This is a genomic window from Pseudomonas sp. AC211 (assembly GCF_979258055.1).
In genome coordinates, this window is record NZ_OZ409830.1 from 3,329,865 (window position 1) to 3,355,802 (window position 25,938).

A 25,938-nucleotide genomic window follows, 5' to 3' on the forward strand; every position below is an offset into this window, starting at 1 on the left:
CGTTTATGCAGGGGCGCCGCCGGCGTCAGGGGCGCTTGTTCAGCTCGCGTTCAACCTCGCGGTTTTTCTCTTCGAGCTGCTCGGCGTCGCGTTCTTTGTTCTTGATCGAGGTCGGCGTGATGACCTTGTCGACGTCTTCGGTTTTCGGGTTTGGCTGCTCCAAAACCGCTTCGTCGTCGGGCAGTGTTTGGTTGGTTTGCGCTTGCGGCGAATTGATCGGGTTGGCGGTTTTATCAGCCGGTGCGTGGCCTCGGTTGTCGCTCATGGCGGGTGTCCTTTTATCGGTCGCTGTTAAGGGTGCAGACGCAACGCAAGCCGCTTTAGTTCAGCCGTTTTCATCTGCGCGAGCGAAGCGCGAGGCGGCAGCTTGATATCGTTTTAACGGCGCGCTGCGTCGCTGATATCGAGCTGAAATTGAAATAATATCTGTTATTTATCAATGACTTATTTTTCAAAAAAGCCTGAACCTTCGCCAACGGCGGTGGACAGAATTCATGTGGAGGCCAAACGGCTTCGCACACCTCGACTGCTAAATTAGGAGTGATGAAAATGACCACTAAAAGCACCGGAAACAGCAACCCAGGTAACTTCGCCAACGATCGCGAGAAGGCATCCGAAGCGGGCAAAAAAGGCGGCCATAACAGCGGCGGCAACTTTGCCAACGACCGTCAGAAAGCCTCCGAGGCTGGCAAAAAAGGCGGCCAAAACAGCCACGGCGGTGGACGTAGCTAAGGCTATCGCCGTGTGAGAAAGGGGCCTGGATTCCAGGCCCTTTTTTGTTGGACGTTTTTCGTTGGACGTTTTTGTAGGATTTGTTGATTGCTGGCCACGGTGATGCCAATGAACATGCCCCGGTTAAAGCAGCTTGAAAGCACCCTCGCCCTGCTGCGCGACGGTTACGAATTTGTCAGCAATGGCTGCCGTCAACTCAACTCGCCGGCCTTTGAATGCCGGCTGATGTTGCAGCGCACCTATTGCCTGCAAGGCCGCGAGGCGGCCACCTTGTTTTATCAAAGCCCACACCTGTGCCGCACCAACGCCGCGCCTCGTGCGCTGGTGCGCACCTTGTTCGGCAAAGGCGCGCTTCAGGGCCTGGACGGGCCTCGGCATCGGGCGCGCAAGCACGTGTTTATCGGCTTGCTAACGGGCGCTGAAGGCGAGCGGCTGGTGAGCGAAATCGATCGTCATTTAAGTCGCGCGATGCGCCAGTGGGCACAGGACGGCAGCGTGGACGTACTGCCCGCCATGCAGACCGTGCTCTACGAAGCAGTGGCGCGCTGGGCCGGATTGCCGGAGCGGGAAATCCATGCCGGGCATCAACACCAGTTGGTGACGTTGATTGCCGGCGCAGGCAGCAAAGGCGTTAGACATTTTCAGGCTGGGCTGGCCCGCAGGACCGCCGAGCATTGGGCCGCCGGGTTGATTCGCCGGCAACGGGACGATGCCTCGGTGGCCTCCAAAGGCAGTCCGTTCGATGTGATCGCCCGCTTTCAGGAGCCCGGTGAAAAACACGTCCCCGCGCGAATTGCCGCCGCTGAATTACTCAACTTGCTGCGGCCCGTGGTGGCGGTGAGTTATTTCATTCTGTACGCCCTGCTGGAACTGGCGCGGCACCCGCAGTGGCTGCCGCGCGTGGCCCACGACCAGCAAGCGCTTCACGGTTTCGTTCAAGAAGTACGGCGCCTGTATGCGTTCTTTCCGTTCGTGGCAGCGCGGGTGACCCGCGACTTTGTCTGGAACGGGCTGCACTTCGTCAAAGGCGCTCGGGTGATGCTCGATCTGTATGGCAGCAACCGCAATACCGACAGCTGGAAGCAACCGGAGATGTTCGATCCGGAGCGCTTCAACAATGTGCACCTGGACCCCTTCACGCTCATTTCCCAAGGCGGCGGCGATGCCCCCACCGGCCACCGCTGCGCCGGCGAATGGCTCACGGTGGCCGTGATGGAAACCGTCATTCGGGCCTTCGCCACCCGCCTCAGCTACCACGCACCCGTACTGAAAGAAACGCCGCGTCGTGATCGTTTTCCGATGGCCTTTGGCCGGCCGTTCGTGCTCACTGATGTGGCGCTCAGCGAGCCGTATCACAGGGCCCACGAGGTAGCGGTGTAGCGTGGCTGGCTCAGCGCTTGGCGACGTCCGGTTCGGCTACGCCGGCCGAGATCGCGCCCCCTCTTTAAAACCGGCCGCCTGAATGCTCCACAACGCGGCAAACGTACCGCCGAGCAAGCGCAGGTGTTCCGGCGGACCGTCTTCAACGATGCGCCCTTTTTCCAGCACCACCACGCGGTCGAAGTTAGCCAGCGTCGACAGCCGATGCGCCACCGCCAGCACGGTGCGGCCTTGCATCAGGTTGGCCAGCGCGGCTTGAATTTCCGCTTCGGAATGGGTGTCCAGCGCCGAGGTGGCTTCATCCAGAATCAGGATCGGCGCGTTTTTAACAAAGGCGCGCGCGATGCCCAGACGCTGGCGCTGACCGCCAGAGAGCATCACGCCGCGCTCGCCCACGGGGGTGTCGTAGCCCTGCGGCAACTCGCGGATAAACGCATCGCAAAAGGCGTGACGCGCGGCGTCGATGACTTCTTCATCGGTGGCTTCGGGCCGTCCGTAGCGGATGTTGTCGCGGATGCTGCGGTTGAACAGCGCGGTTTCTTGCGGCACCACGGCCATGCGCGCGCGCAGGCTGTCCTGGCTGACTTCGCTGATGTCTTGGCCGTCGATCATCACGCTTCCGCCCTGCACGTCGTCAAGGCGTTGAATCAGGCTGATAAGCGTCGACTTGCCCGCGCCCGAGGGGCCGACAATGCCGACTTTCTGGCCCACCGGAATATGCAGGTCGAAGCCGTCGAAAACCTTACGCCCGTCGGGGTAGCTGAAGGTCACCTGACGGAATTCAATATCGCCACGCGACAGCGCCAGTTGTGGTTCGGGGTCATCGAGTTCGTGGGGCTGCACGATGATGCGCAAGGTATCGTCGATAGCGCCCAGTTGCTGCGTGGTGTCCACCAGCGCCAAGGCCAGGTCGCGCGAGCCATGCAAAATGCGGAACGTCAGGGCGCTGACCATCACCACATCGCCCGCCGTCACCGTGCCGGCCAGCCACAGCTGAATGGCCCATATCAACATGCCGCCGGCCATCAACGACAAGCAGATATCGTGGATCACCCGGGCCTTTTCCAGGTACATCCAACTGCGGCGCTGGGCCCGGGCTTCCAGGCCGATTTCTTCGGCCAGGCGCTGTGCTTCTCGGTCGCGGGCGGAGAAGGCTTTGATGGTCCAGACGTTGGACACGACGTCGACCAGCTCACCGCCGACCCGCGCCGCCTGGGCCGCAAAGCGTTGATGTTTGCTGCGGCCACGAATGCCGAACGAAACAATCAGTACACCGACCACGGCGACGAAGCCGATCAGCGCCCAGGCCATTTGCCAATGCACGGTGAACAGCACCAGCACGGCGCCCGCGAAGTCGACACACGGCGGCATGATCTTCCAGGCCAGCCCACCGTAGATGGCCCCCGCTGCCTGGCCGGTGGCCGATATGCGATTGCCCAGCGCGCCCGCGTAGTGCTGGGCGAAATAGCGCATGGGGTGGCCGGTGAGGTGGCGGAACAGGTCGACGCGCAGGTCCACGCAACTGGCCACCACCGTTCGACAACCCAGCCAGCCGCCGAGGCGCCAGAACACGTTTTCGATAACGATCAGGCCAATAAACACACTTAGTGGAAACCACACATCGGCGTGCTGGCGGTCGCTGGTGGCCATGGCGTCCACCAGCAATTTCATGCCGTACTGCACCGCCACCGCGCAGCTGCCGGCGCCCACGATCAATAAAAACATGCCGCCGAAATGCCAAGGGCGGCGACGCACGTAGTGGGCGAGAAAGGCAACCGGGCTTCCCGGTAACGGCACCTCGTCGGCTGCGGGACGGCTGCTCATGCGTGCTCCAGTAGCTGGCGTTGCAGGGCGGCAAATTGCGTTTGTTGAAAGTGCAGCTCATCGGCCAGCGGCTGACACAACGGGCGCTGGCCCTGCTCGTTGGCAAAGCCGAACAGGCCTACTTCGCAGTGGCGGTCGTCGGTCCAGCCGGGGTAGTCGAGTACGGGATACAAACAGATGCCCTCCATGGGAATGCCGCGTTGCATGGCCAGGCGCACCTGCTCACACACGTAGCGCAGCCAGTCGGCGCGCAAGTCGCCTTCGGCGCCGGTTTCGGCCACCAGTAAAGGCCGTCGATAACGCTGGTACACCTCGGCCAGCATCCCGCTGAACGGGCGGTACAACGGTTCGCCACGCCACAGGGTGCCGCCGCCGGCGAACCACTGGTTGTTGTTGTAGAAATTCACGCCGACGATGTCCAGGTACTCGGGTTTGCCGCCGAGCCCGGGCCACTGTTTCCCGGCCAGCATGTCCCAGGCCTGGAATTGCGAGAGTCGATAGCGCTCGGCGTCTTCCTGCTCGGCGGCGCTGCTGCCACGGGGCACCACGTGAATAATCGGGTCGACTTGCACGAAGCGCGCTCGGGGCTCCACTTCACGAATGGCGTCGATGGCGGCGATGCTGGCGCGCACCAGCTGATGCTTCAGCTCGTCGCCCCGGCCTTCACCCAAGGGTGCGAAGTACGCCACTTCGCCGCCAGCCCACGACCAGAACGACATTTCGTTGAGCGGTGAATAAAACGGTACCGCATCGCTGTGTTCGCGGATCAGCCGTGCGGCCGCTGCCGCAAACCGAGCGAAACGCTCGACGAATTGCGGGCGCCAGATGTCGATGTCATCGGGCCAACCGTAGTGGCACAGATCCCAGATCACCTGTACGCCCGCCTCGTTCGCGGCCTTGAGCTGCGGCAGAAAACTCGACCAGTCGTAGTGCCCCGGCGTGGTTTCGATCAAGTGCCAGCGCAACCCATCGCGCACGCTGCGAATGCCGTGGGGTTGCAGTGCGGCAAAATCGTGGGCCGCCCAACGGTCGTGGCCGGTGCCGTGCAACAGGTCGAGCCGGCGCCCGTCCTGGCGCCGGTGGGTGGAGCATTCAAAACCGCCGAGGAAAAAACTGCTGAACAGCGAAGGTACATGCATCGTCCGTCCTCATCGCACCTGCTGGGCCAGCGGTTCGCTCTGCTCAGCGCGCGCCCGGGCGGCCGCCTCGCGATGGGCTTCCTCGATCCGCTGATACAACGCCAATGCCTGCCCCACCACCTGGTCCATGTTGTAGTACTTGTAGGTGCCGAGCCGCCCCACAAAGGTCACGCCCGGTGTTTCGGCCGCCAAGCGTTGGTAGCGCTTGTACAGCTCGGTGTTTTTCTGACATGGGATAGGGTAGTAAGGATCGCCATCGGCGGATGGGTATTCGTAGGTGATGCTGGTTTTCGCGTGCTGCTGGCCGGTCAGGTGTTTGTATTCGCTGATGCGCGTGTACAGCACATCTTCGGCCGGGTAGTTAACCGTGCCCACCGCCTGAAAGCATTCCTGATCGAGGGTTTTATGTTCGAAGGTCAGCGACCGATACGGCAGCTTGCCAAAGCGGAAGTCGAAGTATTCGTCGATGGGGCCGCAAAAAATCAGGTGGTCGTATTCCACCTCGTCACGCACTTCGCGGTAGTCGGTGTTGAGCATGACTTTGATGTTTGGGTGGTTAAGCATGCGCTCGAACATGCGGGTGTAACCGTGCAGCGGCATTTGCTGGAAGGTGTCGCCGAAGTAGCGGTCGTCGGTGTTGGTGCGCGTGGGAATGCGCGCCGTCACCGATTTATCCAGCTGCGAGGGGTCCAGGCCCCACTGCTTACGGGTGTAGCCGCGGAAGAATTTTTCGTACAGCTCACGGCCGATCTGGTTGATCACCACGTCTTCGCTGGTGCGAATGTCTTCCACCCGCTCGGCGCGACTGGCCAGGTACTCGGCGGCCTGTTCATCGGTTTCCAGGGTCAGGCCATACAAGGCGTTGAGCGTGGTGCGGTTGATGGGAATGGGCACTTGCTGGCCGTCGACCGCTGCCAGCACACGGTGCTCGTAGGGGCGCCATTGGGTGAAGCGCGACAGGTAGTCGACGATGCGCTGCGAGTTGGTGTGGAAAATATGCGGCCCGTAGCGGTGCACCAGCACGCCCGCCTCGTCGTAATGGTCGTAGGCGTTGCCGCCGATATGCGGGCGGCGGTCCACCACCAGCACGCGTTTGCCCAAGCCTGCGGCCAGGCGTTCGGCGAGCACGCTGCCGGCAAAACCGGCACCCACTATCAGGTAATCGAAACCGTGGCGGCGCGGCTCGGCGGCGTCATCATTGCTGGGTAGGGCCAGAAAGCTCTCGGGAATCAACGAAGGCATTTGATCATCTCCTGCATGGTCGCCTGGGTGTGATCCCAAGACATGTCGCCGAGCACACGGTCGGCATCGGTTAGAAAATTCTCGCGGTCGGCGCCCATTTCCAGCGCCTTCTCACAGGCCGCGACAAACTCCTCGGCCGTGGCGGCGATCAGCACCACGCCGCTGTCGCCGTAACCGCTAACTACATCGGCAATCGGCGTGGACACCACGGGGCAGCCGCCGGCCAGGTACTCAGGGGTTTTGGTCGGGCTGATAAAACGCGTGGATTCGTTCATAGCGAACGGCATCAGGGCGACGTTCCAGCCGGCGAGATAGCCCGGCAGCTCGTCGTAGGTTTTGCCGCCCAGATAGTGAATGTTGTCGCGCTTGGGCAGCGTTGCCGGGTCGATTTTCACCACGGGGCCGATCATCACGAACTGCCATTCGGGGCGCAGCGCGGCGATTTGGTCGAGCAGGTCGATATCGAAACGCTCGTCGATCACGCCGTAGAAACCGAGGCGTGGCGCGCCCAGGCCGGCCTGGTCTGGCGGGTTGTTCTGGAATTTGCGCGCGGCGGCGAAATGCGCCACGTCGACACTGCTGGGAAAGGCATGCACGTTCGGGTGCAAGGTGTGTTTGGCTTTCCAGATGCTGAAGCCGCCGGTGAATACCACGTCCGCACGTTCGAGCAATTGCTGTTCGCGCACGACCAGTTCGGGCGGCGCACCACGAAACGCCGAGAGCTCGTCCATGCAGTCGTAGACCACGACGTTGGCGTTGAGGTGGTCGGCAAAGCTCAGGCTCATCGGCGTGTAGTACCAGACCAGCAGGTCTTCGACGCCCAGCTTGCCGAGGTAGTCGTCGAGCAGGTAACGCAGCGCGGTGTGGGTGCGCTGTTCATCCAGCCCGGCCGGCAGACGCGGCACCAGCACTTGCACGCCCTCCTCGTCTGGCCGCACTTCGAGCCACGGCGAGACTTCATCGGTGGGTACCGGCTCTTCAAAAAACAGCACGTTGTACTCGCGGGCGAACCGCGACATCAGGTGCTGGGGACGCTGGTAGACGAAGCTCCAGCGCAAGTGCGAAAGGCACAACAGCGTGGGTATGAGTGGGTCGAAAACCACGACCGGTTCGGTCGCGATATGCGGGTGATGCGATTTGCCAATTGGCTGCTGTGAGGGTCCTGCCCAGCTCATAATTTCCATCTCCGTGCCGCGGTCCATGCGTGTGCGCAACGCTTTGGCACCGCCGTTTCGCTTAAAAAATGGCCATTCGAAAAATGGATTGACCGATGTTCGAGGGAGTTCAACCGATCGAACACGCCATCCGTCGCCCGTTTGGTTGTGCTTTGGCACGCGCGAAATGCAGGCATCGACAGCCATGCAGCGCGCAAAAAAAGGCCCACGTCAGCCGTGGACCTCGACACACTCAACTGTCTTTTTTGTAGGCCGCGCCCATGCCCAGATCGGCACCGGTGAGCGGGTCGGCCGATGGGTCTGATGCCGTGCGCACCGCCATCTGCTCAAGCGTGGTGAGCTGCTTGGTAGGTAGATCCACCGTGGCCATACCATCGCCGCCATCAACGGCCGGTGCTGGCGACTCGACGAATTCCCACTCATCGCCCTGGTTCCACGAGCCGCGTTGGTCGCCTTCGCCTTGCGACAGGTTGTAGTAAACGCTGACGTACTCCGGCACGCCCGGCAGTTTCCCTTGCGGGAAGTTGGGCTGAATGCTGTGCAGGGCTTTTTCGAATGACTTCTGGTGCGCCAGTTCGCGAGTCATCAGAAAGCCCAGCGCATCTTTGATGCCAGGGTCATCGGTGACGTTGATCAGCCGTTCGTAAACAATTTTCGCCCGTGCTTCAGCGGCGATGTTGGAACGGAAATCCGCGGTGGGTTCGCCGATGGTGTCGATGTACGCAGCGGTCCACGGCACGCCGGCCGAGTTGGTCAGCGCCGGGCCACCGCCGTAAAGCAGCGACGTGATGTGCGAGTCGTTGCCGCCGCCGGTTAGCGAGCGATACAGCTCGGCTTCCTGCTCGATGCCTTCGGCCAAATCGCCCTTGGCACCTTTGTTCAGCATGCCGACGATGGAACCGATGATTTCGAGGTGGCTGAGCTCTTCGGTGGCGATGTCGAGCAGCAAGTCTTTGCGCCCTGCATCGTCCTCGGCCAAGCCTTGTGTGAAGTAACGCATTGCGGCTGCCAGCTCGCCTTGCGGCCCCCCAAATTGTTCCAGCAGCAGGTTGGCCAAACCTGGATTCGGTGCACCGACGCGCACCGTATATTGCAGCCGCTTGTTGTGTACGAACATGGTGATTTTTCCTCTCACGGTTAACGTGTTCAGTCCATTTCCATTGCTCCTTGGCATGGGACGTTTTCATTGCCCATGACGTAAATGAGGGGAGTGGCGCGAAGAAGGTTCAGGCAGTTTTTTTTCATCTTCCGGCTCGCTTGTAAAACCTCGCAAAGCCCCGCCGCTTCGCTTGTTCAGCGTTTTTACGAGACTGCATAAAGAATTTGAACCGACGCGAAAATGCCACGCTCCCAAGTAAGGACTGACCTAAACCGGATCACTTCAGGAGAGTGAAAAATGGCGACAAAACTGGAAAATCTTTTGGACTGGCTGCGCGACGCTCACGCCATGGAACAACAAGCCGAACAGATGCTGACTGCACAAGCATCGCGCCTAGAGAATTACCCGAAACTGCGCACCCGCATCGAAAAACACATCGAAGAAACCCGAGGCCAAAAACAGCTGCTCGAAGAGGCACTGAAAAGCCTGGGCGGCGAAGCGTCGACGCTTAAAGACATCGGCGGCAAGTTGATGGCGTTCGGGCAAGCCGTGGGTGGCATGGCCATGAGCGATGAGGTGATCAAAGGCGCAATGTCCGGCTATGTATTCGAGAACCTGGAAATTGCCACGTACACGGTGCTTATCGCCGCCGCCAAAGCTGCCGGAGCGAAAGAAGTGCAACAGGCCTGCGAGAAAATTCTGCCGCAGGAAATCGCCATGGCCGATTGGCTCAGAGAGCATTTGGACGAGTTGACGCAGGCGTTCCTGGATCGCTCCGAAGCGCCAGGGCTGGACGCCAAACGATGAAATCCATTTTCCAGCACGGCTGTTGCGCACCGCGCGACACTCAAGCGCCGCTGGCAAAAACCCTGTCGTTCGCGGTGCTGCATTTCAGCATCGCGTTCACAGTGGCGTACCTGTTAACCGGAAGCGTATTGACTGGTGGGCTGATCGCCCTGATCGAGCCGGCTTGCAACACCGTGGCGTTCTATTTTCATGAGCGCCTGTGGATGCGCCGAGGCGCAGCGGTGAACCGTGAGCAAGGGCACGGGCATGGAAATTTGAGTGGTTTGTTGGGCGGTCAAGGGCGTGAGCATCAGCGCTAATCACGCCCTCGCCGCTCACGCATTCATCAGACGCAGCAGCCGATACGCGCCGTAAAAGGCAACAGGAACCACGGCAATAAAAAAGCTCAGCGTGAAGCTGAGCCCGATGAAGGAAAACAGGAAGAAGAATGCGGCGACGCCGAGCACTGTGAGCAGCGGCGCGATCCACCCCCTCAAGGTGAGCCACGTCGGTGGCGTCTTTCTTCCAGCTGTTGCGAGGGCGGCCGTTAATGTCGCGGTGTTTTCGTAGCAGAAACACATCCGCCAGAAAACTCAGCATCCCTTCAAGCAACTCGCCGATGAACCCAAACATTGGCATTTCCCTCATCACCGCGCCGCACGACGGGCGCGCATCTGAATCTAGCAGACGCGCTGTTTAGCAAACGGCACCGGTCGAGGTTTGGCATAGAACCGTTGGGCTGGCTTCACTGCGAAGCCCACCCTGATTACGAGCGCGACAAGGCTTTGAACAATCCCAGGCGCTGCCACCAATGCTTGGGCCGCGTGACCTTGTTGCCCGTGTACGTTTTTTGCGAGTACTTGGGGAACGGCCCGAACACCTTGGCCATGCGGTAGGTGTCCAGGTTGTAACCGGCCTCCAGCGCCTGCTGGTAGTAGCGATCAAACAGCACCTGCAAGTCCGCGCGCGGATGCGGCATCACGGTTCCGTCGAACCAATGGGTGCCGCCTTCGCGCTGCAACCGTTCGAAGGACAGTGCATGGGAAAACTGAGTGCCCATGTCCGAGTAGTGAAGAATTTTGATCTGTTCGATGGGCGAGTTTTCGCCGTCGATGTTGTTGTACTGCGTGTCGAACGGCTGAATCACTTGCGGGTTTTTCTTGTAGTACTTTTTCAGCTGCTGGTGGATTTCCGGCTTGCTGCGTAGCTCGTCGATAGCCGGCAAATGATCGCGCGCGGCGGCGCAATCCCACATCGATACACAGAAGCGCCACGACTGCTCGCCTCCCTTGGCCATGACGACTTTGCCGGGCTCGAATGGCGTGTTCCAGATTTCCGCCAGGTCGCAGAGCACGATGACGTCGGTGTCCATGTAAATGGCTTTGCCTTGGTAATCGCAAAAAGCCGGAATGCCCCAACGGAAGCCGGAAAACGGCGTAGTCCAGGCTTCGGTGCGCCAGCCCTGCTGCGCTTGCGGGTCTGAAAACCAAAAGCTCTGCGGGTCGCGCGACAGCTGCATCCAATGGATATCCACCGGCTGCGAGCAGTGCTTACGGATGCTGTAATCCAGCACCATCATTTGCTCGAGGTCGCAGTCGTTTGGATCGCAACCCACAAATACCCGAATGGTTTCGGTCATTCCCATGCTCCTTGCTTGCCGGCTGTGCGTGCCGGAATGTTGCGTGAAAAACTTGTTGCAGCCTTCTCAATATAGAGGCTGCTTTATGACGGTCGTAAGCCAGTTCCGCCCGACGGTAGCGCCGCCGTTCGCTTTAACACTGGCGCAGCTGGCGCTCCAGTTGTTCGCGCTCCCAACGGCTCAATAGATGAATCGGGTCGGTGCCGTAGCGAGACCAGGTCTCTTCGTTGACGGTTCGGCCATCGGGTGCGGTGCAGCCTACGCAATGGTCCAAATCGCCGCTTTCGTTGAAAACGGTGAGGTGCCAGCTTTCCACACTCACAGTGAACGCGCCGAATTCCAACTCATGCCAAGCCGGCCCGCCGCCACGACTGATAGACCGCACGCCGAGGGCCACGTCTTTTAGCAATTGGTACACCTCGCGGGCACTCAGCGGCGGCAGTGTGGGCATCCGGTTTTAACCTGACAGAAAGACAGGCGCACCATTTAGCATTTATTGGCGGCACAGAGCAGTCCCCTGCTTTGAATTATTTCTTCGGCGGCGATTTGGCCACCAGCGCCCCCGGCTACAGCGCGAACAGACACCTGCATGTCTTGCTCAGACAATACCTGCGGCGCATTGCGCTCTAGGGTGGTGTCTTCTTCCCTACCGCTGGAGCTGACCGTGGCCAACCCACCGATTACTGTATTGCGCGAAACCCAACCGATGCCCGTTGTGGATGCCTGCAAGTGGGAGCGCATCGAGGGCGACCCGCATACGGTGAACCTCAACGCATACACCTCCGATGACGGCAGCAAAATCATGGGCACGTGGATCTGCACACCGGGCAAATGGCGTGTGGAGTACGTGAAATGGGAGTACTGCCACTTCCAGGAAGGCTATTGCGTGATCACGCCCGACGGCATGGCGCCGATTCACCTCAAAGCTGGCGACATTTTTGTGGTGGAACCGGGCATGAAGGGCACGTGGGAAGTGGTGGAAACCGTGCGTAAGTATTTTGTGTTTTCGTGAGCCGCCTCGCGGCTATACGTTGGCATCAAACACTGCGGTGGCACTGAGTTGGTCACGCTTGGTTTTGTAAGCCATGAGATCGGCCATAAACGAAACGAGCGAGGATTAGAGCGAGCGACATTGCATCGCTCGGCTCGCTTTTAACCGATTACGCCGTTGCAGCCGCCGCTCTGGCAGGCCGACTAACACGCAAGGCAACCACGCTGCCCACCACCGTCAACGCCGCCAGGCTGTAGAGCGCCGCATCGGTGGAGCCGGTCTGGTCTTTGATCCAGCCGACGATATACGGGCTGAGAAAGCCCGCCATCTGGCCAATCGAGTTGATCAGCGCTAACGCTGCCACCGCCACGCTGGCGCTCAGGAACGCCGTGGGCAGCGGCCAGAACATCGGCAGCCCGGTCAGCGCGCCCATGGTGGCGATGGTCAGGCCCAGGATGGCGATGACCGGCACCGCAGCGAAGTTGGCAGCGATCACCAGGCCGATGGCGCCCATCCACATCGGTATCACCAAGTGCCAGCGCCGCTCGTTGCGCAGGTCTGCCGAGCGGCCGACCAGCAGCATGAAAATGCCCGCCATCAGGTACGGCAACGCGCTGATCCAGCCGATCACCAGCGCATCGCTGAAGCCCAGGGTTTTGATGATTGAGGGCAGCCAGAAGTTGATCGCGTACACGCCGCTTTGGATGCAGAAGTAGACAAAGCCAAGCACCCACACGAAGGGCATTGTCAGCACCGACAGCGCCGACACATTGGCTTGCACAGGACGGCTGCGGTCGTCGAATGCGATGTCTGCTGCCACGCGGGCACGTTGTTCAGGCGACAGCCAGCGCGCGCTTTCGGCGTTGTCGCACAGCAGCACAAACGCCAATGCGCCGAGCAATACGGTGGGCACGCCCTGAATCAGGAACATCCACTGCCAGCCCGCCAAACCGCCCTGGCCCGCCGCGAAGTGATTGAGAATCCAGCCAGAGAACGGCCCGCCGAGTAGACCCGACACCGGGATCGCCGACATAAACAACGCCATGATTCGCCCACGGCGCTGGTTCGGGTACCAGCGCGAGAGGTACAGCACGATGCCAGGGAAGAAGCCCGCTTCCGCCATGCCGGTGAGAAAACGCAGCACGTAGAACTCGATGGGCGTGGTGACAAACAGCAGGCACGTAGAGAACACGCCCCAGGTGATCATCATCAGGCCAATCCAGCGGCGCGGCCCGAAGCGGCTCAGCGCCAAGTTGCTGGGCAAACCGCACAGCACATAGCCAATAAAGAAGATGCCAGCGCCAAACCCATACACGGTTTCGCTGAAGCTCAAGGCGTCGAGCATTTGCAACTTGGCAAAGCCCACGTTGACGCGGTCGAGGTAATTGAACAGGTAGCAAATAAACAGGAAGGGAATCAGGTGCAGCGTGACGCGACGGTAGACGTGATCGCCTTCAACGTCGCCCACATCGCGAATCGAGGGGGTAGGCATGGGATCATTCCTCTGTGCTTTGTTGTTGTATGCAAGCTCTGCTGGTTGCCGGTGCTAGGGGCGTCTCGAGCTTAGTGATTTGGGCGTAACCGGGCTTTGGGGCTTTGCACCCATTTGCCGACGATTTTCTGTGTGCGCGCACAAAACGTTGGCGACTTTTCTCGAGCTTTTAGGGAAACCAGCCGGTTCACCTCGCAGCCTTTGGCCGTCAGAACAATTCGACCGGAGCAGTTGTTGTATGGTTGCCCAACTGTTTTTCTCGGGGCCAGCGGCATGTTCGAACTCACTCATCAATTGGCGCAGAACATCGTTGACCGGGCGATGGCCATTCTTCCTCACAACGTCAATGTGATGGACAGCCAAGGGTTGATCCTGGCCAGCGGCGAGCCGAACCGCATCAATACTCGCCATGAAGGCGCGCAGTTGGTATTGGCCAACCACCGCATTGTCGAGTTGGACGAGCAAGCCGCGCGCACGCTCAAGGGCGTGCAGCCCGGTATCAATCTGCCCCTGATGCACGACGAGCAACTGATCGGCGTACTCGGCATTTCCGGCGACCCACAGGCGCTGCGCACCTATGCCGAACTGGTGCGCATGACGGCCGAAATGCTCGTCGACCAAAGCCGCATCCAGGCCGAACAGCAGTGGCGTAAAACCCGCTGTGATGACTTATTGGCAGTGATGTTGGGCGAAACCGGCGGCTCGCAACGGCTGATCGACGAAGCCCACCAGCTTGGGCTTAAACCCCACCTGAGCCGCACGCCGCACCTGATCGAAATTGCCGACGGACAAAGCTCGAGCGAACTCGCCGATTGGCTGCGCAGCCAATACGCCGACAGTTGGTGCAGCACGCCGGCGCCGCATACGGTGTTGTGGTGCTGCCCGGTCGGCATCGAGCCCACACGGTTTGCCGACCGCTTGAAAAACCAGGGCTGGACACTGCAACGCATGGCCTCGGGCATGCCGTGCAGCGACGTGCACGCCTTGCGCCGCTGCTGCCACCGCATTGCTGAACTGCTGGCGTACGGGCAGGCGGTGAAACCGTATCGCCAGTTGCTGTCGCTGACCCGTTGCCGCCTGCCGACCTTGCTCTGGACCCACCGCGCCGAAGACACCCTGAGCGAGCTGTTGGTGCCGTTGCACAACATCGTCGCCCGCGATGGCAACGGCCAACTGTTGCGCACGCTGCGCAGTTGGTGCGAACACAACGGTCAGCCGCAGGCGTGTGCCGACGCGCTGGGCATTCATCGCAACAGCCTGCGTTATCGCATGGAGCGCATCACCGAGCTGACAGGCAAAGACCTCACCCGGCTGGACGACCTGGTTGAGCTGTACTTGGCCGTGCAACTAATGCCCAGCAGCGGCTGAGTTTTTGTGTGCCTGCACAAACCACGTCGCGCTGCCTTGTAGCCCCGGCCAAAGCGCGGCGCCGATAAAGCGTGCCAGCATGAACGCCCTCACCTGCCGGAGCCCGTTATGAAAATCGTCATCGCCCCCGACTCGTTCAAAGACAGCCTGAGCGCCGCTCACGCCGCCTCGGCGTTAGCGCGCGGGTTCAAGGACGTGTGGCCGCAAGCCGAGTTGGTGGAATGCCCAATGGCAGACGGCGGGGAAGGCACGGTGGACGCCATTCTCGCCGCGTTGCAGGGCGAAGCGCGCACCACGCGGGTATGCGGCCCGCTGGGGCAGCAGGTGAACGCACGTTGGGGTTGGCTGGCGCAATCACGCACCGCGATTATCGAAATGGCCGAAGCCAGCGGGTTGCAGTTAGTGCCGGTGCAGCTGCGCGATGCGCGCTTCAGTTCTACGCGCGGCACGGGTGAACTGGTACTCGCCGCGCTGGATGCCGGCGCGCAGAAAATCATTCTGACCATTGGCGGCAGCGCGACCAACGACGGCGGCGCGGGCATGTTACAGGCCTTGGGCGTAAAGCTGCTGGACGCCGGCGGCCACCCGATCGGGCCCGGCGGCCTGCCGCTACTCGGTGCTCAATAGTGTCGAAATAACTGGGCTCGACCCGCGCCTGGCGCAGGTGCAGGTGGAAGTGGCGGCGGACGTCGACAACCCGCTCTGCGGCCCCCACGGTGCCTCGTTCACCTTTGGCAAACAGAAAGGCGCCAGCGCCGAGCAGATTGAGCAACTCGACGCCGCCCTCGCCCACTTTGCCGATTGCGCAGCGGTAGCCTTGGGCACCGACCGCCGTGACGAACCGGGTGCCGGCGCGGCCGGTGGCATTGGGTTTGCCGCCAAGGCTTTTCTTAACGCGACGTTCCGGCCGGGCGTGGAAGTGGTGGCGGAGCTGACGGGGCTCGCGGAAAAAATGCACGGCGCCGATCTGGTGGTTACTGGCGAGGGTCGTTTCGACGCTCAGACCTTGCGCGGCAAGACGCCGCTCGGCGTAGCGCGGTTGGCTAAGCAATTGGATGTGCCAGTCATTGTCGTCGCAGGCATGTTGGGAGACGGCTACGCCGAGGTGTACGAGGCCGGCATTGATGCCGCGTTCTCGCTCGCCAATGGGCCGATGACCTTGGAAGAAGCCTGCAAGCAGGCGCCCACGCTATTGCGCGAGCGTGCTCGGGATATTGCTCGCCTGTGGCGCATCAGCGCCGCGAAGGCGAGCCGTTAGGCTACGCGGGGTCGGACATGCTCACGCGGTCGCGCACGCTGGGCCGCTCCTGCATACGCGCCCACCAGCCGCGAAGGGCATCCAGCTCGTGCGGGATTTCCAGCTCGAGCAGACCGGCAAATATCAACCCGCCAATGACCGTGATGTCGGCCATGGTGAACTGGTCGCCCGCCACAAAGGGCTGACCACGCAGCACCTGGTCGAAATAGCGCATACCGCGAAGTGCCTTGTCGCGCTGACGCAAGCCCCATTCTTGGTTCTGATAAAGCTCCACGTCAGGCCCGAGGCCGGGAGTGGCGTGGTGGAAATACACGCTGATGGCGTCGAGCAGCTCCAATTCGGCGCGCTTGCTCATCATATGGATCACGCCCATTTCCTTAGGCGTGCGGCCTGTCAGGCTTGGCGTGCCGTCGAGCGCATCAAGGTATTGGGTGATGGCGGTGCATTCGGCGATCAACGTGCCGTCTTCAAGCTCCAATACTGGCAACGTGCCAGAAAAGTTTTTGGCCAGAAACTCGGGCTTTTTGTGCATGCCTTTCCACAAATCCACCGATTCAAAGCGCACCCGCGCTTGCAGGTTTTTCTCTGCCAGAGCAATGCGAACGCGGGCTGGATAAGGGCCGGTGGGCCAGTCGTAAATTTTCAAAGCGGTCATGCTGCGATCTCCTTACCTATCAGTTGGTAGACAAACCTTAAGCTCGAAATTTCAGGCCGTCAACCTCTATCTATCAGTTGGCAGGCAAAGCTGATCCGGCTACCATTCCCTATCCCTTCTCCCTAATTACGAGGAAGCCGCCGTGAGCGCAAACGCCCGGGAAGCCATTCTCGACGCCGCTAGACTAGCCGCGCAGGCCCATGGCTATAGCGGGCTGAACTTCCGCGATTTGGCCGCCACCGTCGGCATCAAGAGCGCGAGCATTCACTACCACTTCCCCACCAAAGCCGATTTGGGCGCGGCTGTGGCCGAGCGTTATTGGCAAGACACCGTCGCCGTCCTCGAAGACTTGCTCGAGCAAACGGGCGACCCACTGGAAAGCCTGCGCCAGTACCCGAGCATTTTTCGCCGCTCGCTGGAGAACGAAAATCGCCTGTGCATGTGCAGTTACATGGCGGCGGAATTCGACGACTTGCCAGAGCTGGTCAAAGCCCAGGTGCAAACCTTTGCCGACGTGAATATCGCCTGGCTGGGCAAAACGCTGACGGCGGCCGAGGTGGTCAGTGCCGAACACAGCGACCAGCGCGCTCGGTCGATTTACGCGGCCATTGCCGGTGCGCAGCTGGTGGCCAGAAGCCGCGCCGACATCGCGTTGTACGATGAATCGGTAGCGGGCTATCAACAGGCCGGCTTGCTGCCGGCGTAAGGGCGTGGGCAAAGCCATCGCCGCTATCAACTTTCTCAATAAGCTTCGCTGCGGCACGACCTCTATGCTTCGCGCATTCCTACTTCTGCACGGAGCCACACCATGACCGACGCCGCCTCGCTTGATGACGAAACCCTGGCCTTCGCCGAGCGCGTTTTCGATGCCGCCCGCGCCGGAGCCACCGAGGATCTGCAAGCTTTGTTGGGCCAAGGCCTGCCGGCGGACTTGCGCAACCACAAAGGTGACAGCCTGGTGATGCTCGCCAGCTACCACGGCCATCTGGAAACCGTAGCCATGCTGCTTCAGCACGGCGCCGACGCGGATCTGCGCAACAATAATGGGCAAACGCCGCTGGCCGGCGCCGTGTTCAAAGGCAATGTGCCCATGCTGGAGTTACTGTTGGCCAACGGGGCCGATGTGGAAGGCGCGACGCCGGACGGCAAAACCGCATTGATGATGGCGGCGATGTTTAACCAAACCGCAGCCATTGATGTGTTGCTCGCCCATGGCGCGAACCGCGACGCCCGCGAACAAGGCGGGTTGAGCGCGCTGGATCTGGCACAACGAATGAACGCGCCATTGGCACTGGAGCGTTTGCAGCGCGGGTAAAGCCTGCGCGCCAGCCTTGAATACGACGGCAAATCCGGTAGGCTCGTGGCCTTTCTCAGAGGAGTTTCTGCCATGCCTAAAGCCACCGCTCGCCACATCCTGGTTTCCACCGAAGCTAAGTGCAATGAACTGAAAGCTGCTATCGAAGGCGGCGCCGATTTCGCCCAGGTGGCTAAAGACAACTCGTCCTGCCCATCCAGCCGCGAAGGCGGCAACCTCGGCTCGTTCGGTCCAGGTCAGATGGTTAAAGAGTTCGACACCGTGGTATTCAGCGCCCCGGTCAATGTGGTGCAGGGCCCGGTGAAAACCCAGTTCGGCTACCACTTGCTGGAAGTGACCAGCCGCCAGGACTGATCCGCCCCTAACGCCCTCGGTGCCACTGTGCGCCGGGGGCGTTTTTGTATCTGCTTACCGTCCCGATAAAGGCGGCCGCAACGGTTCGCTGACACCCACGAAGATGCAATGCGTTCGCATTGAGCTGCGCTTGACCCAAGGCAACGTCGCCGCGCAAAGGCCGCCGTATAACCGTGCGACCCGCGCCACCGCGCTTTTTTTGCCCCCGAGGTCGAGCATGAACACCCCCACTCCAACCACCACTGCCGCCACCATCTGCGCCGCCGCAGACGAGCTGAAAGGCTTCGTCGGTTTCAACAGCAAAACCGGCCAGCACATCGTGCGTTTCAGCGAAGACTCCTTTGGCCTGGACGTCGTCGAAAGCAGCATCACGCCCACCGCCGAGTTCGTCTGGGTACAAGTAGACGGCGACGTGATGATCCTCAGCCGCGAATGCCTGCAACTGCTGTTCAACCAGAATATTGACGACCGCCTCAACCTCTCGCCCGCACTTCATGTGTACATGGGCCGCCGCGACTTACCGGAAATTCGCGCCGAGCGCCGCCTGCAGAAAACCTGCAGTGGCAACTGCCAGAACGGCACCTGCAAGAACGGTCACAGCCATCACACTCATGCTGAACGGCTGTCTTCTACTACCCTTCTTTAACCGCGCGGAAATGGACCTACACGGTGACGCCCGGTCGATGCCTCGCCCCGGCAGTCGACCAGGGCGCAATCGCTGGCTCCAGCGAAGCGCCCTTTCAGGAGAACCCCTATGGTCCGCGACATCTTTATCAACCTTCCGGTTAAGAATCTGCCAAACGCCATCGCCTTCTTCACCCACCTGGGTTTCACCTTCAACCCGCAATACACCGACGACACCGCCACCTGCATGATTCTCGGCGAGCACATTTACGCCATGTTGCTCACCGAGGAGAAGTTTCAGGGCTTCACGCCCAAGGCCATCTGCAACGCCCATACCCACAGCGAAGTGCTGACCTGCGTGGCCGTGGCCGACCGCGAAAAGGTCGATGACCTGGTGAGCAAAGCTCTGGCCGCCGGCGGACGCACGCTTGGCGATCCGAAGGATTACGGCTTTATGTACCAGCATTCGTTCGAAGATCTGGACGGCCATATCTGGGAGCTGATCGCCATGCAGGAAGACGCAGTGGCGTAAAACGCAGGCAACAAAAAGCCCGGCCAGTGCCGGGCTTTGAAGGGGGGTGAAACCTGGCCGGTAATCAAGCCAGGGTATGAGCCTGCAGACGATCAGCACCGCCTTCGGCTACACGGTTGGTACGTTCAGCGCCGCCTTCGGCAACGGTGTTGGTACGGTCGGCACCGCCTTCGGCTACGCGGTTGGTGCGTTCAGCGCCATTTTCGGCAACGGTGTTGGTGCGGTCTGCACCACCTTCGGCGACTGTGTTAGTGCGGTCGGCACCGCCTTCAGCAACGGTGTTGGTGCGCTCTGCACCGCCTTCAGCTACGCGGTTGCTACGTTCAGCGCCGCCTTCAGCCACACGGTTGGTGCGTTCTGCGCCGCCTTCGGCTACGCGGTCAATCACCATGTAGCCACCTTCGTCGGCGACACGGCGGTCGGCGCCACTTTCGGCCAGAACGGTTTGCACGACGGCAGGGCTTGCAACGGAAGCGGCCTGGGCAGCTGGAATGGTGAACAGGCTAGCGATGAACAGTGCAGCGAAGGCTTGAGATTTCATGGTGGTTGCTCCAGAAGATTGGGTGTGTAAGTGAGTACGGAGCCAATCTTACGGATCGCCAGTTGTTTAAAAAGTGAACGCTTGAGATAGCTATCATCGATGAGAATGATATTGCTGAAAAGGTTTGGCTATCAGCAAGTTAAGCCCAACCCCCGGCCTATCAAACGCAAAAAGCCCGAGGTTTTACGCTCGGGCTTTTTCTCGCAGCGGTGTGCTTACAGCAAGGTTTTGATCGCGAATGCAGCGCCGACTGCCAGGGCAAACGCCAACACGGCGATCAACCCTTTGTTCACCGGCCGCGCTTCAACCACTGCTTCCTGCTGCGCACTGGCGGCGTTGGCGGTGGCCACTTTCAGCGGGTTGACCGTGGCCGCCTGCACGCTCGGGCGAATCACGGTGGGCTTGGGCACGTTCAGCGCCGGCATAAACAGCGTCGCGTCTTCATCATCCGATTGCGCCACTTCCACTTTCGGTCCGATCACCAACAGCGTGACCGAGCCCATGCGCACCTGATCACCGGGTTGCAGCACAGCCATCGCCACTTTCTGGTGATTAACGAACACGCCGTTGGCCGAGGCGAGGTCTTTGATTTCCAGCACTTCGTCTTTCAAGAAAAACTCAGCGTGGCGGCGCGACAATTCCAGGTCGCCAAAGCACATTTCGCACTTCACCGAACGGCCAAAGGTCATTGAGCCGGTGACGTGGAATTTGTGCCCTTGATGCTGCTCGCCAGTAATCACTTGCAAGAACCAGCGCGGTGCGGCAACCGGTTTGGGTTTGCTTTTGGCCGGATCGATAAGCGTCAGCTCCAGGTCGCCGAGCTTCACTTTGTCGTCTGAACGCAACTGATAGCGCGCCCCAACCCGCTCGCCATTAACGAACGTGCCGGCGGCGGTGCCGCAGTCGGTGAGGTAGTAAAGGCCGTGGTCCTGGCGGATTTCCGCGTGGAATGGGCTGATGTCGGCATCGCTCAAAACCAGGTTGTTGCGGCTGTCCTGGCCGATGGTGAAACGCTCGTCAACCAGCCAGATAGGCGCCTGACGGTTGTCGCTGAAATGAATCCTGAGCATGTGCGGCACGACCTTGAGAAATGACAACCAAACGGGAGCAATTAATCGTTAACGCGAGGCCCGCCGGAGCCTCGCGCAACAAGGGTGTCACTTTGCCACTAGTTGAAGAGTTTATTCCACAAGCGTTTGACGACGTTCGGATTATTTTCTTCAGCGGTCGTTGGCGCTGCACTCTTCGTAGCGTTGGCGGGGGCACGCGCTGGCTTGGCGGCGGCGAGTGCGGCTTTCTTTTTCGCTGCAGCGCGGGCCGCAATCTCGGCCTCGGTTTTGCGCATGCGTTCTTCGTGGCCATTGAGACTGGCGAGGAGTTTTTCGTTTTCGGGCTGCGCTTCCAGGCCGCTTTTGATCAATTGCAGCGCCTGGTCATATTGGCGCTTGTCGTAGGCCACTTCGCTCAGGTCGAGGAACCGTTCAGCCACGGCTTGCAGCCCGGTCAACGCTTGCTCGTTGCCCGGCGACCAGCCCAGCACTTGCTGGTAGTAGAACACCGCATTGTTGCCTTCGGGTTGCAGCAAGTGATCTTCGGTGGCGGCTTTCTGCGCCAGGTTCAGGCTGTTGGCGATGCGCGCTTGCAACACCCGTTGCAAGCCATCCAAAGCCTCGTCGTTGTTTTGATCGATCAGCAGCACTTGGCGATAGAAGTAGTCGGCGTTGTGCTCCGGCGGTTCAACCAGCTTGCCCTCGTTGAGGCTCAATTCACCTTGAGTAAGCAGCCCGGCGATTTTCTGTTGTTGCTGATAGTAATAACCGCCCAGCCCGGCGCCACCGGCCACAAGCACCACCGCCAACGCCGCGACCCACAGGGCGCGCTTGCTTCGCGGGGCGCGTGGCGCCTTGGCTGGTTTCGGCGGTCTGGCTGGTTTAACCGCTGCCACGTTGGCGGGCGCAGTTTTTACGGCGGCAAGCTTAGCGGCGCGGTCCGCTTTTTCAGCCTTGATGGGAACCACTTTGGCGATGCGGGTGTGGTCCAACTCCTGCTCGTTGAGCTCAGCCAGACTGGCGAGCAACACGTGGCAATCGGCAAATCGCTCATCGGGATTTTTCGCCAACATGCGGCTGAGCAAGTGCTGGTATTGACGCAGGTGATCCGGCAACTCCGGCGCGTCCATCTGCACGTGATTCATCACGGTCTGGGTGTAGCTCGACCCTTTGAACGGATTATTGCCGGTGAGCATCTCCAGCAAAATGACGCCGAGGCTGTAGATGTCGGTGCGCGCATCCAGCGGCTCGCACTGGGTCTGTTCGGGGCTGCTGTAGGCCGGGCTGCCGACCGCCACGTTGAACTGGGTCAGCTCGCTGTTGATGTCCAGCTCTTTGGCGATACCGAAGTCGGTGATTACCGCCGTGCCGTCGGCGCGAAAGAGGATATTCGCGGGCTTGATGTCGCGGTGCACCATGCCCTTGTCATGCACCACCGCCAAGCCGCTGGCGATTTGCCGGACGATGCTCAAGGCGCGCTGCGGCTCGAACACTTCGCCCTTGTGCTGCGCCAGATCGCCGCCGGCAACGAACTCCATGGCCAGGTAATAGCGGCCGTCGGGCAACTGGTCGATGTCGTGAATAGTGATGATCGAGGGGTGATGCAACGAGGCAACGATGTGCCCCTCTTTGATAAAGCGCTTGCTGAAGGCTTCGTCGTCGGCGCTGAGCAGCACCTTGATCGCCACTTGGCGGTGCAACGACTCCTGGGTGGCCAGGTACACCTCGGCCATACCGCCTTTACCCAACCGGCCATGCACGAGGTAACCGGGAATTTCTAGCAAGCTGTCATTCATAAGAAGGTGGTACGCGTCTTGTAGTTATCGGCCCAGAAGCTCTAGGTCAGGGGGGCGAAGAAAAATCGGCAGTGCCGCCACCCAGGTATCACGAAAAGCCTGGGAAGGTTCGCTCAGATTCGGCGCATTTTCCAACAAACTGTCAGAGTTTTCCTAGATTCAAAAGTTTCCTGAGGAAACTTTGCGGGCGTTGATTCGCGCCCATTTTTTCCACGACTGCGAGACCGATCACGATGCAGGAAATATTGTCGCGCCCGCCCGCCTCGTTTGCCGCCGCGATCAGTTGCTCCACCACCTCGTCCAAGGTGCTGGCGCCAGCGCTTACGGCCTGAATATCTTCGTCGCGCAATTCACCGCTGAGGCCGTCGCTGCACAGCAGCAACAACTCGCCGGGCGCCAGGCTGCCCTGCTCCACGCTCACTTCCAGGGTTTGCTGGGCCTGGCCGAGGCAACGGGTGACCACGTTGCGCCGCGGATGATGGCGCGCCTCTTCAGCGCTGAGTTCGCCGGCGTCCACCAAACTTTGCACCAGGCTGTGGTCGCGGCTGAGTTGGGCGATGCCCTGGGCGCTGAGGCGATAAGCGCGGCTGTCGCCGACCCAGGCCAGTTCGAACGCTGCGCCGTTGAAGCGCGCCGCTACCAGGGTAGTGCCCATGCCGGCCGATTCCGGGTCTTGCTCGCCGGCGGCAATAATTGCCTGGTTGGCGCTGTGGGTGGCGGTGTCCAGCGACTCACCGGCCTGCACCGCTTCCAGCAGCGTATCCAGCGCAATGGCGCTGGCCACTTCCCCGCGCTGATGCCCGCCCATGCCGTCGGCCACCGCCCACAACTGCAACGCGGGGCAGCACAGCAGTGAATCCTCGTTGTGCGTGCGCACGCGACCGCTGACCGAAAGCGCTGCATAACCGAGGGAGACTGGGGCAAAGGGAGTAGGCATAGGCCGATGGCGGACCGTTTGAGAAGTGGATAACGAATTAAGCGACGTCGAATCATGCGACCCCGCCACCGGGCTGTCATCGGTTTTACGCAAAAGTGTTAAACAGTCGAGCCTTGGCCATGCGACAGACAACTCGATTTGAGGGGTGCCAGCGCGGTGCAGAGCGACTAAAATCGGCAACCTTATTTCGTCGCCCTGGTTTTACCGCCCGTTAACAGGCCCGTAAACACCGCGCCACGACCCGCTTACCAACCAGTCAGAGCAAGAGAGCCAGCATGGGCGCACAGTGGAAAGCCAAACCTAAAGAAGCCGCCGCCAACGCCAGAGGCAAGATTTTTGGTCGTTTGGTGAAAGAAATCATGATCGCCGCACGCAACGGCGCCGATCCGGACCTCAACCCCAAGCTGCGTTTGGCCATCCACCAGTCGAAAAAGGCCTCGATGCCCAAAGACACCCTCGAGCGCGCCATCAAAAAAGGCGCCGGTCTGCTGGGCGATACCGTTACTTTCCACTCGGCCACCTATGAAGGCTTCGCCCCGCACCAAGTGCCGGTGATCATTGAGTGCCTGACCGACAACATCAACCGCACCGTGGCCGAAATTCGCGTGCTGTTCCGCAAGGGGCAAATGGGCGCATCGGGTTCGGTGACCTGGGATTTCGACCACGTCGGCATGATCGAAGCCAGCCCGGAAGGCGACGCCGATCCTGAGCTGGCCGCCATCGAAGCTGGCGCTCAAGATTTCGAACCCGCTGAAGAAGGCGCCACGCTGTTCATCACCGAACCCACCGACCTCGACGCCGTCAGCCGCGCCCTGCCGGAGCACGGCTTTACCGTGAACTCCGCAACCCTGGGGCTACCGCCCGAAAAACCCAGTGACCTCGCTGACGCCGGAGCAGATGGAAGAAGTCGAAGCCTTCCTCGAAGCCCTCGACAACCATGACGACGTGCAGAACGTGTACGTCGGTCTCTCGGGCTGATAGCAACAGCCGCTCCTACACCCAACCTGTAGGAGCGGCTTCAGCCGCGATGCTTTCGCAACACCGCTCCACCTTTATTACCTCTCCCGGACTACCCCAATGACCACCCAAACACCTTCGCCCGATCAGCCAGACCAACCGAGCGAAGTGGACGCCACTGTCGACACCTCAGCGAAAAAGCCTGGCTTCAGCTTTCCTTTCTCGGCGTTCGCCAAAGGCGCCAAAGACAACGCCCCGCTGGGCTACAAGCCCATCGACAAATCCAACCACGACAAGAAGCCGGGCCGCGCACCAAACGGCACCCGCCGCTCGATGGGCAAACGTTGAGCAGCGTCGTTGCCGGGCTGCTGCTCAAGGCCAACGAAGCGCGCGTCGTAACCCTGGCAGGCACCCGTGCCAGCCATGTGTTGGTGGCCGAGAAAATGAATAAGTTGGCCGTGGTCAAGAACCCGTCCCGGGAAGACGTGGCGGCATTCGTGCAGGCGCTAACGGCGTTCTGTACCGCCAACAAGGTGGAAAAACTGGTGCTCAACCGCCGCGCCACCAGCGGGCAAGGCGCAGGCGGCGCAGGCACGTTTCTAGTGGAGGGTGTGGTGTTGGCCAGTTCGCCGGTGCCGGTGGACTTCGTTCATCCCGCCACGCTGAAAGCCACCGAGCGCAAAGCCGGTGACAGCAAGGCGCAGAAGCCGGCCACCGTCGACTTGGGCAAAGCCTACGACCTGGCTTACGAAGGCCTGCTGTAGGCCTCGGCGCCGACGAAAAAATCCGCCAGGCGTTCAATCAGCAGCGGTTTGCTGTGGGTAAACCAACGCTTAGCTGCCCGCTCCTGCCATTCTTCTGCGCGATCCAGGCTATGGCGCGGCACGAAATCGGCGAGGAACAGGCCCAGGCTCAGCAGGTTGATGTCGTGCCCGGCCACGGTGATTTTTTCCAGCAGCTCATGCAATGCCGCGCGCAGTTCCGGCGGCCAATGCTGACCGGCGCAAATCTGCTCTTCCAACGCGCGACAGGTGTCGAGGCGTTCCAGCATCT

General features: G+C 60.7%; 28 protein-coding genes and 3 pseudogenes. 15 read left to right on the plus strand and 16 right to left on the minus strand.

What is annotated here, in order from left to right; translation table 11 throughout:
• Positions 1 to 25 precede the first annotated feature (25 nt).
• Entirely contained in the window at positions 26 to 265 is a 240-nt protein-coding gene (locus ACZZZP_RS15605) for a hypothetical protein (RefSeq protein ID WP_122493732.1), read from the minus strand.
• 284 nt (positions 266 to 549) lie between these two features.
• On the opposite strand from ACZZZP_RS15605, the gene ACZZZP_RS15610 reads away from it, so the two are divergent.
• Together ACZZZP_RS15610 and ACZZZP_RS15615 are read left to right on the plus strand one after the other, a co-directional pair.
• Positions 550 to 732, plus strand: coding sequence for a con-10 family general stress protein (locus tag ACZZZP_RS15610; RefSeq protein ID WP_122493733.1), 183 nt, complete (start codon positions 550 to 552; stop codon positions 730 to 732).
• Positions 733 to 840: 108 nt separating this feature from the next.
• Positions 841 to 2,112: a cytochrome P450 gene (locus ACZZZP_RS15615; RefSeq protein WP_463383373.1), complete on the plus strand. Its 1,272-nt coding sequence runs from the start codon at positions 841 to 843 to the stop codon at positions 2,110 to 2,112.
• 36 nt (positions 2,113 to 2,148) lie between these two features.
• Here ACZZZP_RS15615 and ACZZZP_RS15620 read toward each other — a convergent pair whose 3' ends face one another.
• The 5 genes from ACZZZP_RS15620 to ACZZZP_RS15640 all read right to left on the minus strand — a co-directional run bounded on the left by ACZZZP_RS15620 (position 2,149) and on the right by ACZZZP_RS15640 (position 8,609).
• The gene (locus ACZZZP_RS15620; RefSeq protein ID WP_463536679.1) at positions 2,149 to 3,936 is read right to left on the minus strand and encodes an ABC transporter ATP-binding protein; all 1,788 of its coding nucleotides are present in this window, start codon (positions 3,934 to 3,936) and stop codon (positions 2,149 to 2,151) included.
• Complete coding sequence (locus tag ACZZZP_RS15625) at positions 3,933 to 5,075, minus strand: glycoside hydrolase family protein (protein ID WP_463383375.1); 1,143 nt, start codon at positions 5,073 to 5,075, stop codon at positions 3,933 to 3,935. Before ACZZZP_RS15625 ends, ACZZZP_RS15620 begins: the two co-directional genes overlap by 4 nt.
• 9 nt (positions 5,076 to 5,084) lie before the next feature.
• Entirely contained in the window at positions 5,085 to 6,317 is a 1,233-nt protein-coding gene (glf, locus tag ACZZZP_RS15630; protein WP_463536680.1) for a UDP-galactopyranose mutase, read from the minus strand.
• Positions 6,305 to 7,492 (minus strand): glycosyltransferase family 1 protein, encoded by a 1,188-nt coding sequence (locus ACZZZP_RS15635; protein WP_463383377.1) that lies wholly within the window; start codon positions 7,490 to 7,492, stop codon positions 6,305 to 6,307. The genes glf and ACZZZP_RS15635 overlap by 13 nt, the downstream gene beginning before the upstream one ends.
• Positions 7,493 to 7,724: 232 nt before the next feature.
• The gene (locus ACZZZP_RS15640) at positions 7,725 to 8,609 is read right to left on the minus strand and encodes a manganese catalase family protein (protein ID WP_463383378.1); all 885 of its coding nucleotides are present in this window, start codon (positions 8,607 to 8,609) and stop codon (positions 7,725 to 7,727) included.
• A gap of 279 nt (positions 8,610 to 8,888) precedes the next feature.
• Here ACZZZP_RS15640 and ACZZZP_RS15645 point away from each other — a divergent pair, with 279 nt between their 5' ends.
• The gene (locus ACZZZP_RS15645) at positions 8,889 to 9,398 is read left to right on the plus strand and encodes a ferritin-like domain-containing protein (RefSeq protein WP_463383379.1); all 510 of its coding nucleotides are present in this window, start codon (positions 8,889 to 8,891) and stop codon (positions 9,396 to 9,398) included.
• Positions 9,395 to 9,697, plus strand: a complete 303-nt coding sequence (locus tag ACZZZP_RS15650; RefSeq protein ID WP_463383380.1) for a DUF2061 domain-containing protein — start codon at positions 9,395 to 9,397, stop codon at positions 9,695 to 9,697. The genes ACZZZP_RS15645 and ACZZZP_RS15650 overlap by 4 nt, the downstream gene beginning before the upstream one ends.
• Positions 9,698 to 9,712: 15 nt before the next feature.
• On the opposite strand, the gene ACZZZP_RS15655 is transcribed toward ACZZZP_RS15650, so the two are convergent.
• From ACZZZP_RS15655 to ACZZZP_RS15665, 3 genes are all read right to left on the minus strand, one after another.
• Complete coding sequence (locus ACZZZP_RS15655) at positions 9,713 to 9,874, minus strand: hypothetical protein (protein WP_463536681.1); 162 nt, start codon at positions 9,872 to 9,874, stop codon at positions 9,713 to 9,715.
• A 269-nt stretch (positions 9,875 to 10,143) separates the two neighbouring features.
• Positions 10,144 to 11,016, minus strand: a complete 873-nt coding sequence (locus ACZZZP_RS15660) for a glycosyltransferase (RefSeq protein ID WP_463383382.1) — start codon at positions 11,014 to 11,016, stop codon at positions 10,144 to 10,146.
• Positions 11,017 to 11,149: 133 nt separating this feature from the next.
• A complete protein-coding gene (locus ACZZZP_RS15665) occupies positions 11,150 to 11,467 on the minus strand; it encodes a DUF7693 family protein (RefSeq protein WP_463383383.1) in 318 nt (105 codons plus the stop codon).
• Positions 11,468 to 11,722: 255 nt separating this feature from the next.
• Between ACZZZP_RS15665 and ACZZZP_RS15670 the strand changes: the two genes are divergently transcribed.
• A complete protein-coding gene (locus ACZZZP_RS15670; RefSeq protein ID WP_122494711.1) occupies positions 11,723 to 12,028 on the plus strand; it encodes a cupin domain-containing protein in 306 nt (101 codons plus the stop codon).
• A gap of 148 nt (positions 12,029 to 12,176) precedes the next feature.
• On the opposite strand, the gene ACZZZP_RS15675 is transcribed toward ACZZZP_RS15670, so the two are convergent.
• Positions 12,177 to 13,499, minus strand: coding sequence for an MFS transporter (locus ACZZZP_RS15675; RefSeq protein WP_463383384.1), 1,323 nt, complete (start codon positions 13,497 to 13,499; stop codon positions 12,177 to 12,179).
• 273 nt (positions 13,500 to 13,772) lie between these two features.
• On the opposite strand from ACZZZP_RS15675, the gene ACZZZP_RS15680 reads away from it, so the two are divergent.
• Positions 13,773 to 14,867, plus strand: a complete 1,095-nt coding sequence (locus tag ACZZZP_RS15680; RefSeq protein WP_463383385.1) for a sugar diacid recognition domain-containing protein — start codon at positions 13,773 to 13,775, stop codon at positions 14,865 to 14,867.
• A gap of 108 nt (positions 14,868 to 14,975) precedes the next feature.
• Positions 14,976 to 16,125, plus strand: a pseudogene (locus ACZZZP_RS15685) (glycerate kinase).
• Between the two features lies 1 nt (position 16,126).
• Here the strand turns inward: ACZZZP_RS15685 and ACZZZP_RS15690 are convergent.
• Positions 16,127 to 16,780: a glutathione S-transferase gene (locus tag ACZZZP_RS15690; protein ID WP_463383387.1), complete on the minus strand. Its 654-nt coding sequence runs from the start codon at positions 16,778 to 16,780 to the stop codon at positions 16,127 to 16,129.
• A gap of 142 nt (positions 16,781 to 16,922) precedes the next feature.
• Here ACZZZP_RS15690 and ACZZZP_RS15695 point away from each other — a divergent pair, with 142 nt between their 5' ends.
• From ACZZZP_RS15695 to ACZZZP_RS15715, 5 genes and pseudogenes are all read left to right on the plus strand, one after another.
• The gene (locus ACZZZP_RS15695) at positions 16,923 to 17,486 is read left to right on the plus strand and encodes a TetR/AcrR family transcriptional regulator (RefSeq protein ID WP_463383388.1); all 564 of its coding nucleotides are present in this window, start codon (positions 16,923 to 16,925) and stop codon (positions 17,484 to 17,486) included.
• A gap of 102 nt (positions 17,487 to 17,588) precedes the next feature.
• Positions 17,589 to 18,095 carry an ankyrin repeat domain-containing protein gene (locus ACZZZP_RS15700; RefSeq protein WP_463383389.1) on the plus strand — a complete coding sequence of 169 codons (507 nt, stop codon included), beginning with the start codon at positions 17,589 to 17,591 and terminating at the stop codon, positions 18,093 to 18,095.
• Between the two features lie 72 nt (positions 18,096 to 18,167).
• The gene (locus tag ACZZZP_RS15705) at positions 18,168 to 18,449 is read left to right on the plus strand and encodes a peptidylprolyl isomerase (RefSeq protein WP_122453555.1); all 282 of its coding nucleotides are present in this window, start codon (positions 18,168 to 18,170) and stop codon (positions 18,447 to 18,449) included.
• Between the two features lie 217 nt (positions 18,450 to 18,666).
• Positions 18,667 to 18,999: pseudogene (locus ACZZZP_RS15710) on the plus strand (DUF2025 family protein); the annotation flags it as partial.
• Between the two features lie 204 nt (positions 19,000 to 19,203).
• Positions 19,204 to 19,605: a VOC family protein gene (locus tag ACZZZP_RS15715; protein ID WP_463383390.1), complete on the plus strand. Its 402-nt coding sequence runs from the start codon at positions 19,204 to 19,206 to the stop codon at positions 19,603 to 19,605.
• A gap of 64 nt (positions 19,606 to 19,669) precedes the next feature.
• On the opposite strand, the gene ACZZZP_RS15720 is transcribed toward ACZZZP_RS15715, so the two are convergent.
• The 4 genes from ACZZZP_RS15720 to ACZZZP_RS15735 all read right to left on the minus strand — a co-directional run bounded on the left by ACZZZP_RS15720 (position 19,670) and on the right by ACZZZP_RS15735 (position 23,928).
• Positions 19,670 to 20,146, minus strand: a complete 477-nt coding sequence (locus ACZZZP_RS15720; protein ID WP_463383391.1) for a phage infection protein — start codon at positions 20,144 to 20,146, stop codon at positions 19,670 to 19,672.
• Positions 20,147 to 20,361: 215 nt separating this feature from the next.
• Positions 20,362 to 21,216: an FHA domain-containing protein gene (locus ACZZZP_RS15725; protein WP_463383392.1), complete on the minus strand. Its 855-nt coding sequence runs from the start codon at positions 21,214 to 21,216 to the stop codon at positions 20,362 to 20,364.
• Positions 21,217 to 21,314: 98 nt separating this feature from the next.
• Positions 21,315 to 22,991, minus strand: coding sequence for a serine/threonine protein kinase (locus tag ACZZZP_RS15730; RefSeq protein WP_463383393.1), 1,677 nt, complete (start codon positions 22,989 to 22,991; stop codon positions 21,315 to 21,317).
• 142 nt (positions 22,992 to 23,133) lie between these two features.
• Positions 23,134 to 23,928: a PP2C family protein-serine/threonine phosphatase gene (locus ACZZZP_RS15735; protein WP_463383394.1), complete on the minus strand. Its 795-nt coding sequence runs from the start codon at positions 23,926 to 23,928 to the stop codon at positions 23,134 to 23,136.
• Between the two features lie 275 nt (positions 23,929 to 24,203).
• Here ACZZZP_RS15735 and ACZZZP_RS15740 point away from each other — a divergent pair.
• The 3 genes and pseudogenes from ACZZZP_RS15740 to ACZZZP_RS15750 all read left to right on the plus strand — a co-directional run bounded on the left by ACZZZP_RS15740 (position 24,204) and on the right by ACZZZP_RS15750 (position 25,649).
• Positions 24,204 to 24,906: pseudogene (locus tag ACZZZP_RS15740) on the plus strand (YebC/PmpR family DNA-binding transcriptional regulator).
• A 99-nt stretch (positions 24,907 to 25,005) separates the two neighbouring features.
• Positions 25,006 to 25,233 (plus strand): hypothetical protein, encoded by a 228-nt coding sequence (locus ACZZZP_RS15745; RefSeq protein ID WP_463383395.1) that lies wholly within the window; start codon positions 25,006 to 25,008, stop codon positions 25,231 to 25,233.
• The gene (locus ACZZZP_RS15750) at positions 25,230 to 25,649 is read left to right on the plus strand and encodes a DUF3010 family protein (protein WP_463383396.1); all 420 of its coding nucleotides are present in this window, start codon (positions 25,230 to 25,232) and stop codon (positions 25,647 to 25,649) included. The genes ACZZZP_RS15745 and ACZZZP_RS15750 overlap by 4 nt, the downstream gene beginning before the upstream one ends.
• Here the strand turns inward: ACZZZP_RS15750 and ACZZZP_RS15755 are convergent.
• Entirely contained in the window at positions 25,631 to 25,936 is a 306-nt protein-coding gene (locus ACZZZP_RS15755) for a hypothetical protein (protein WP_463383397.1), read from the minus strand. The two genes, ACZZZP_RS15750 and ACZZZP_RS15755, sit on opposite strands and share 19 nt — an antisense overlap.
• Between the last annotated feature and the right edge of the window lie 2 nt (positions 25,937 to 25,938).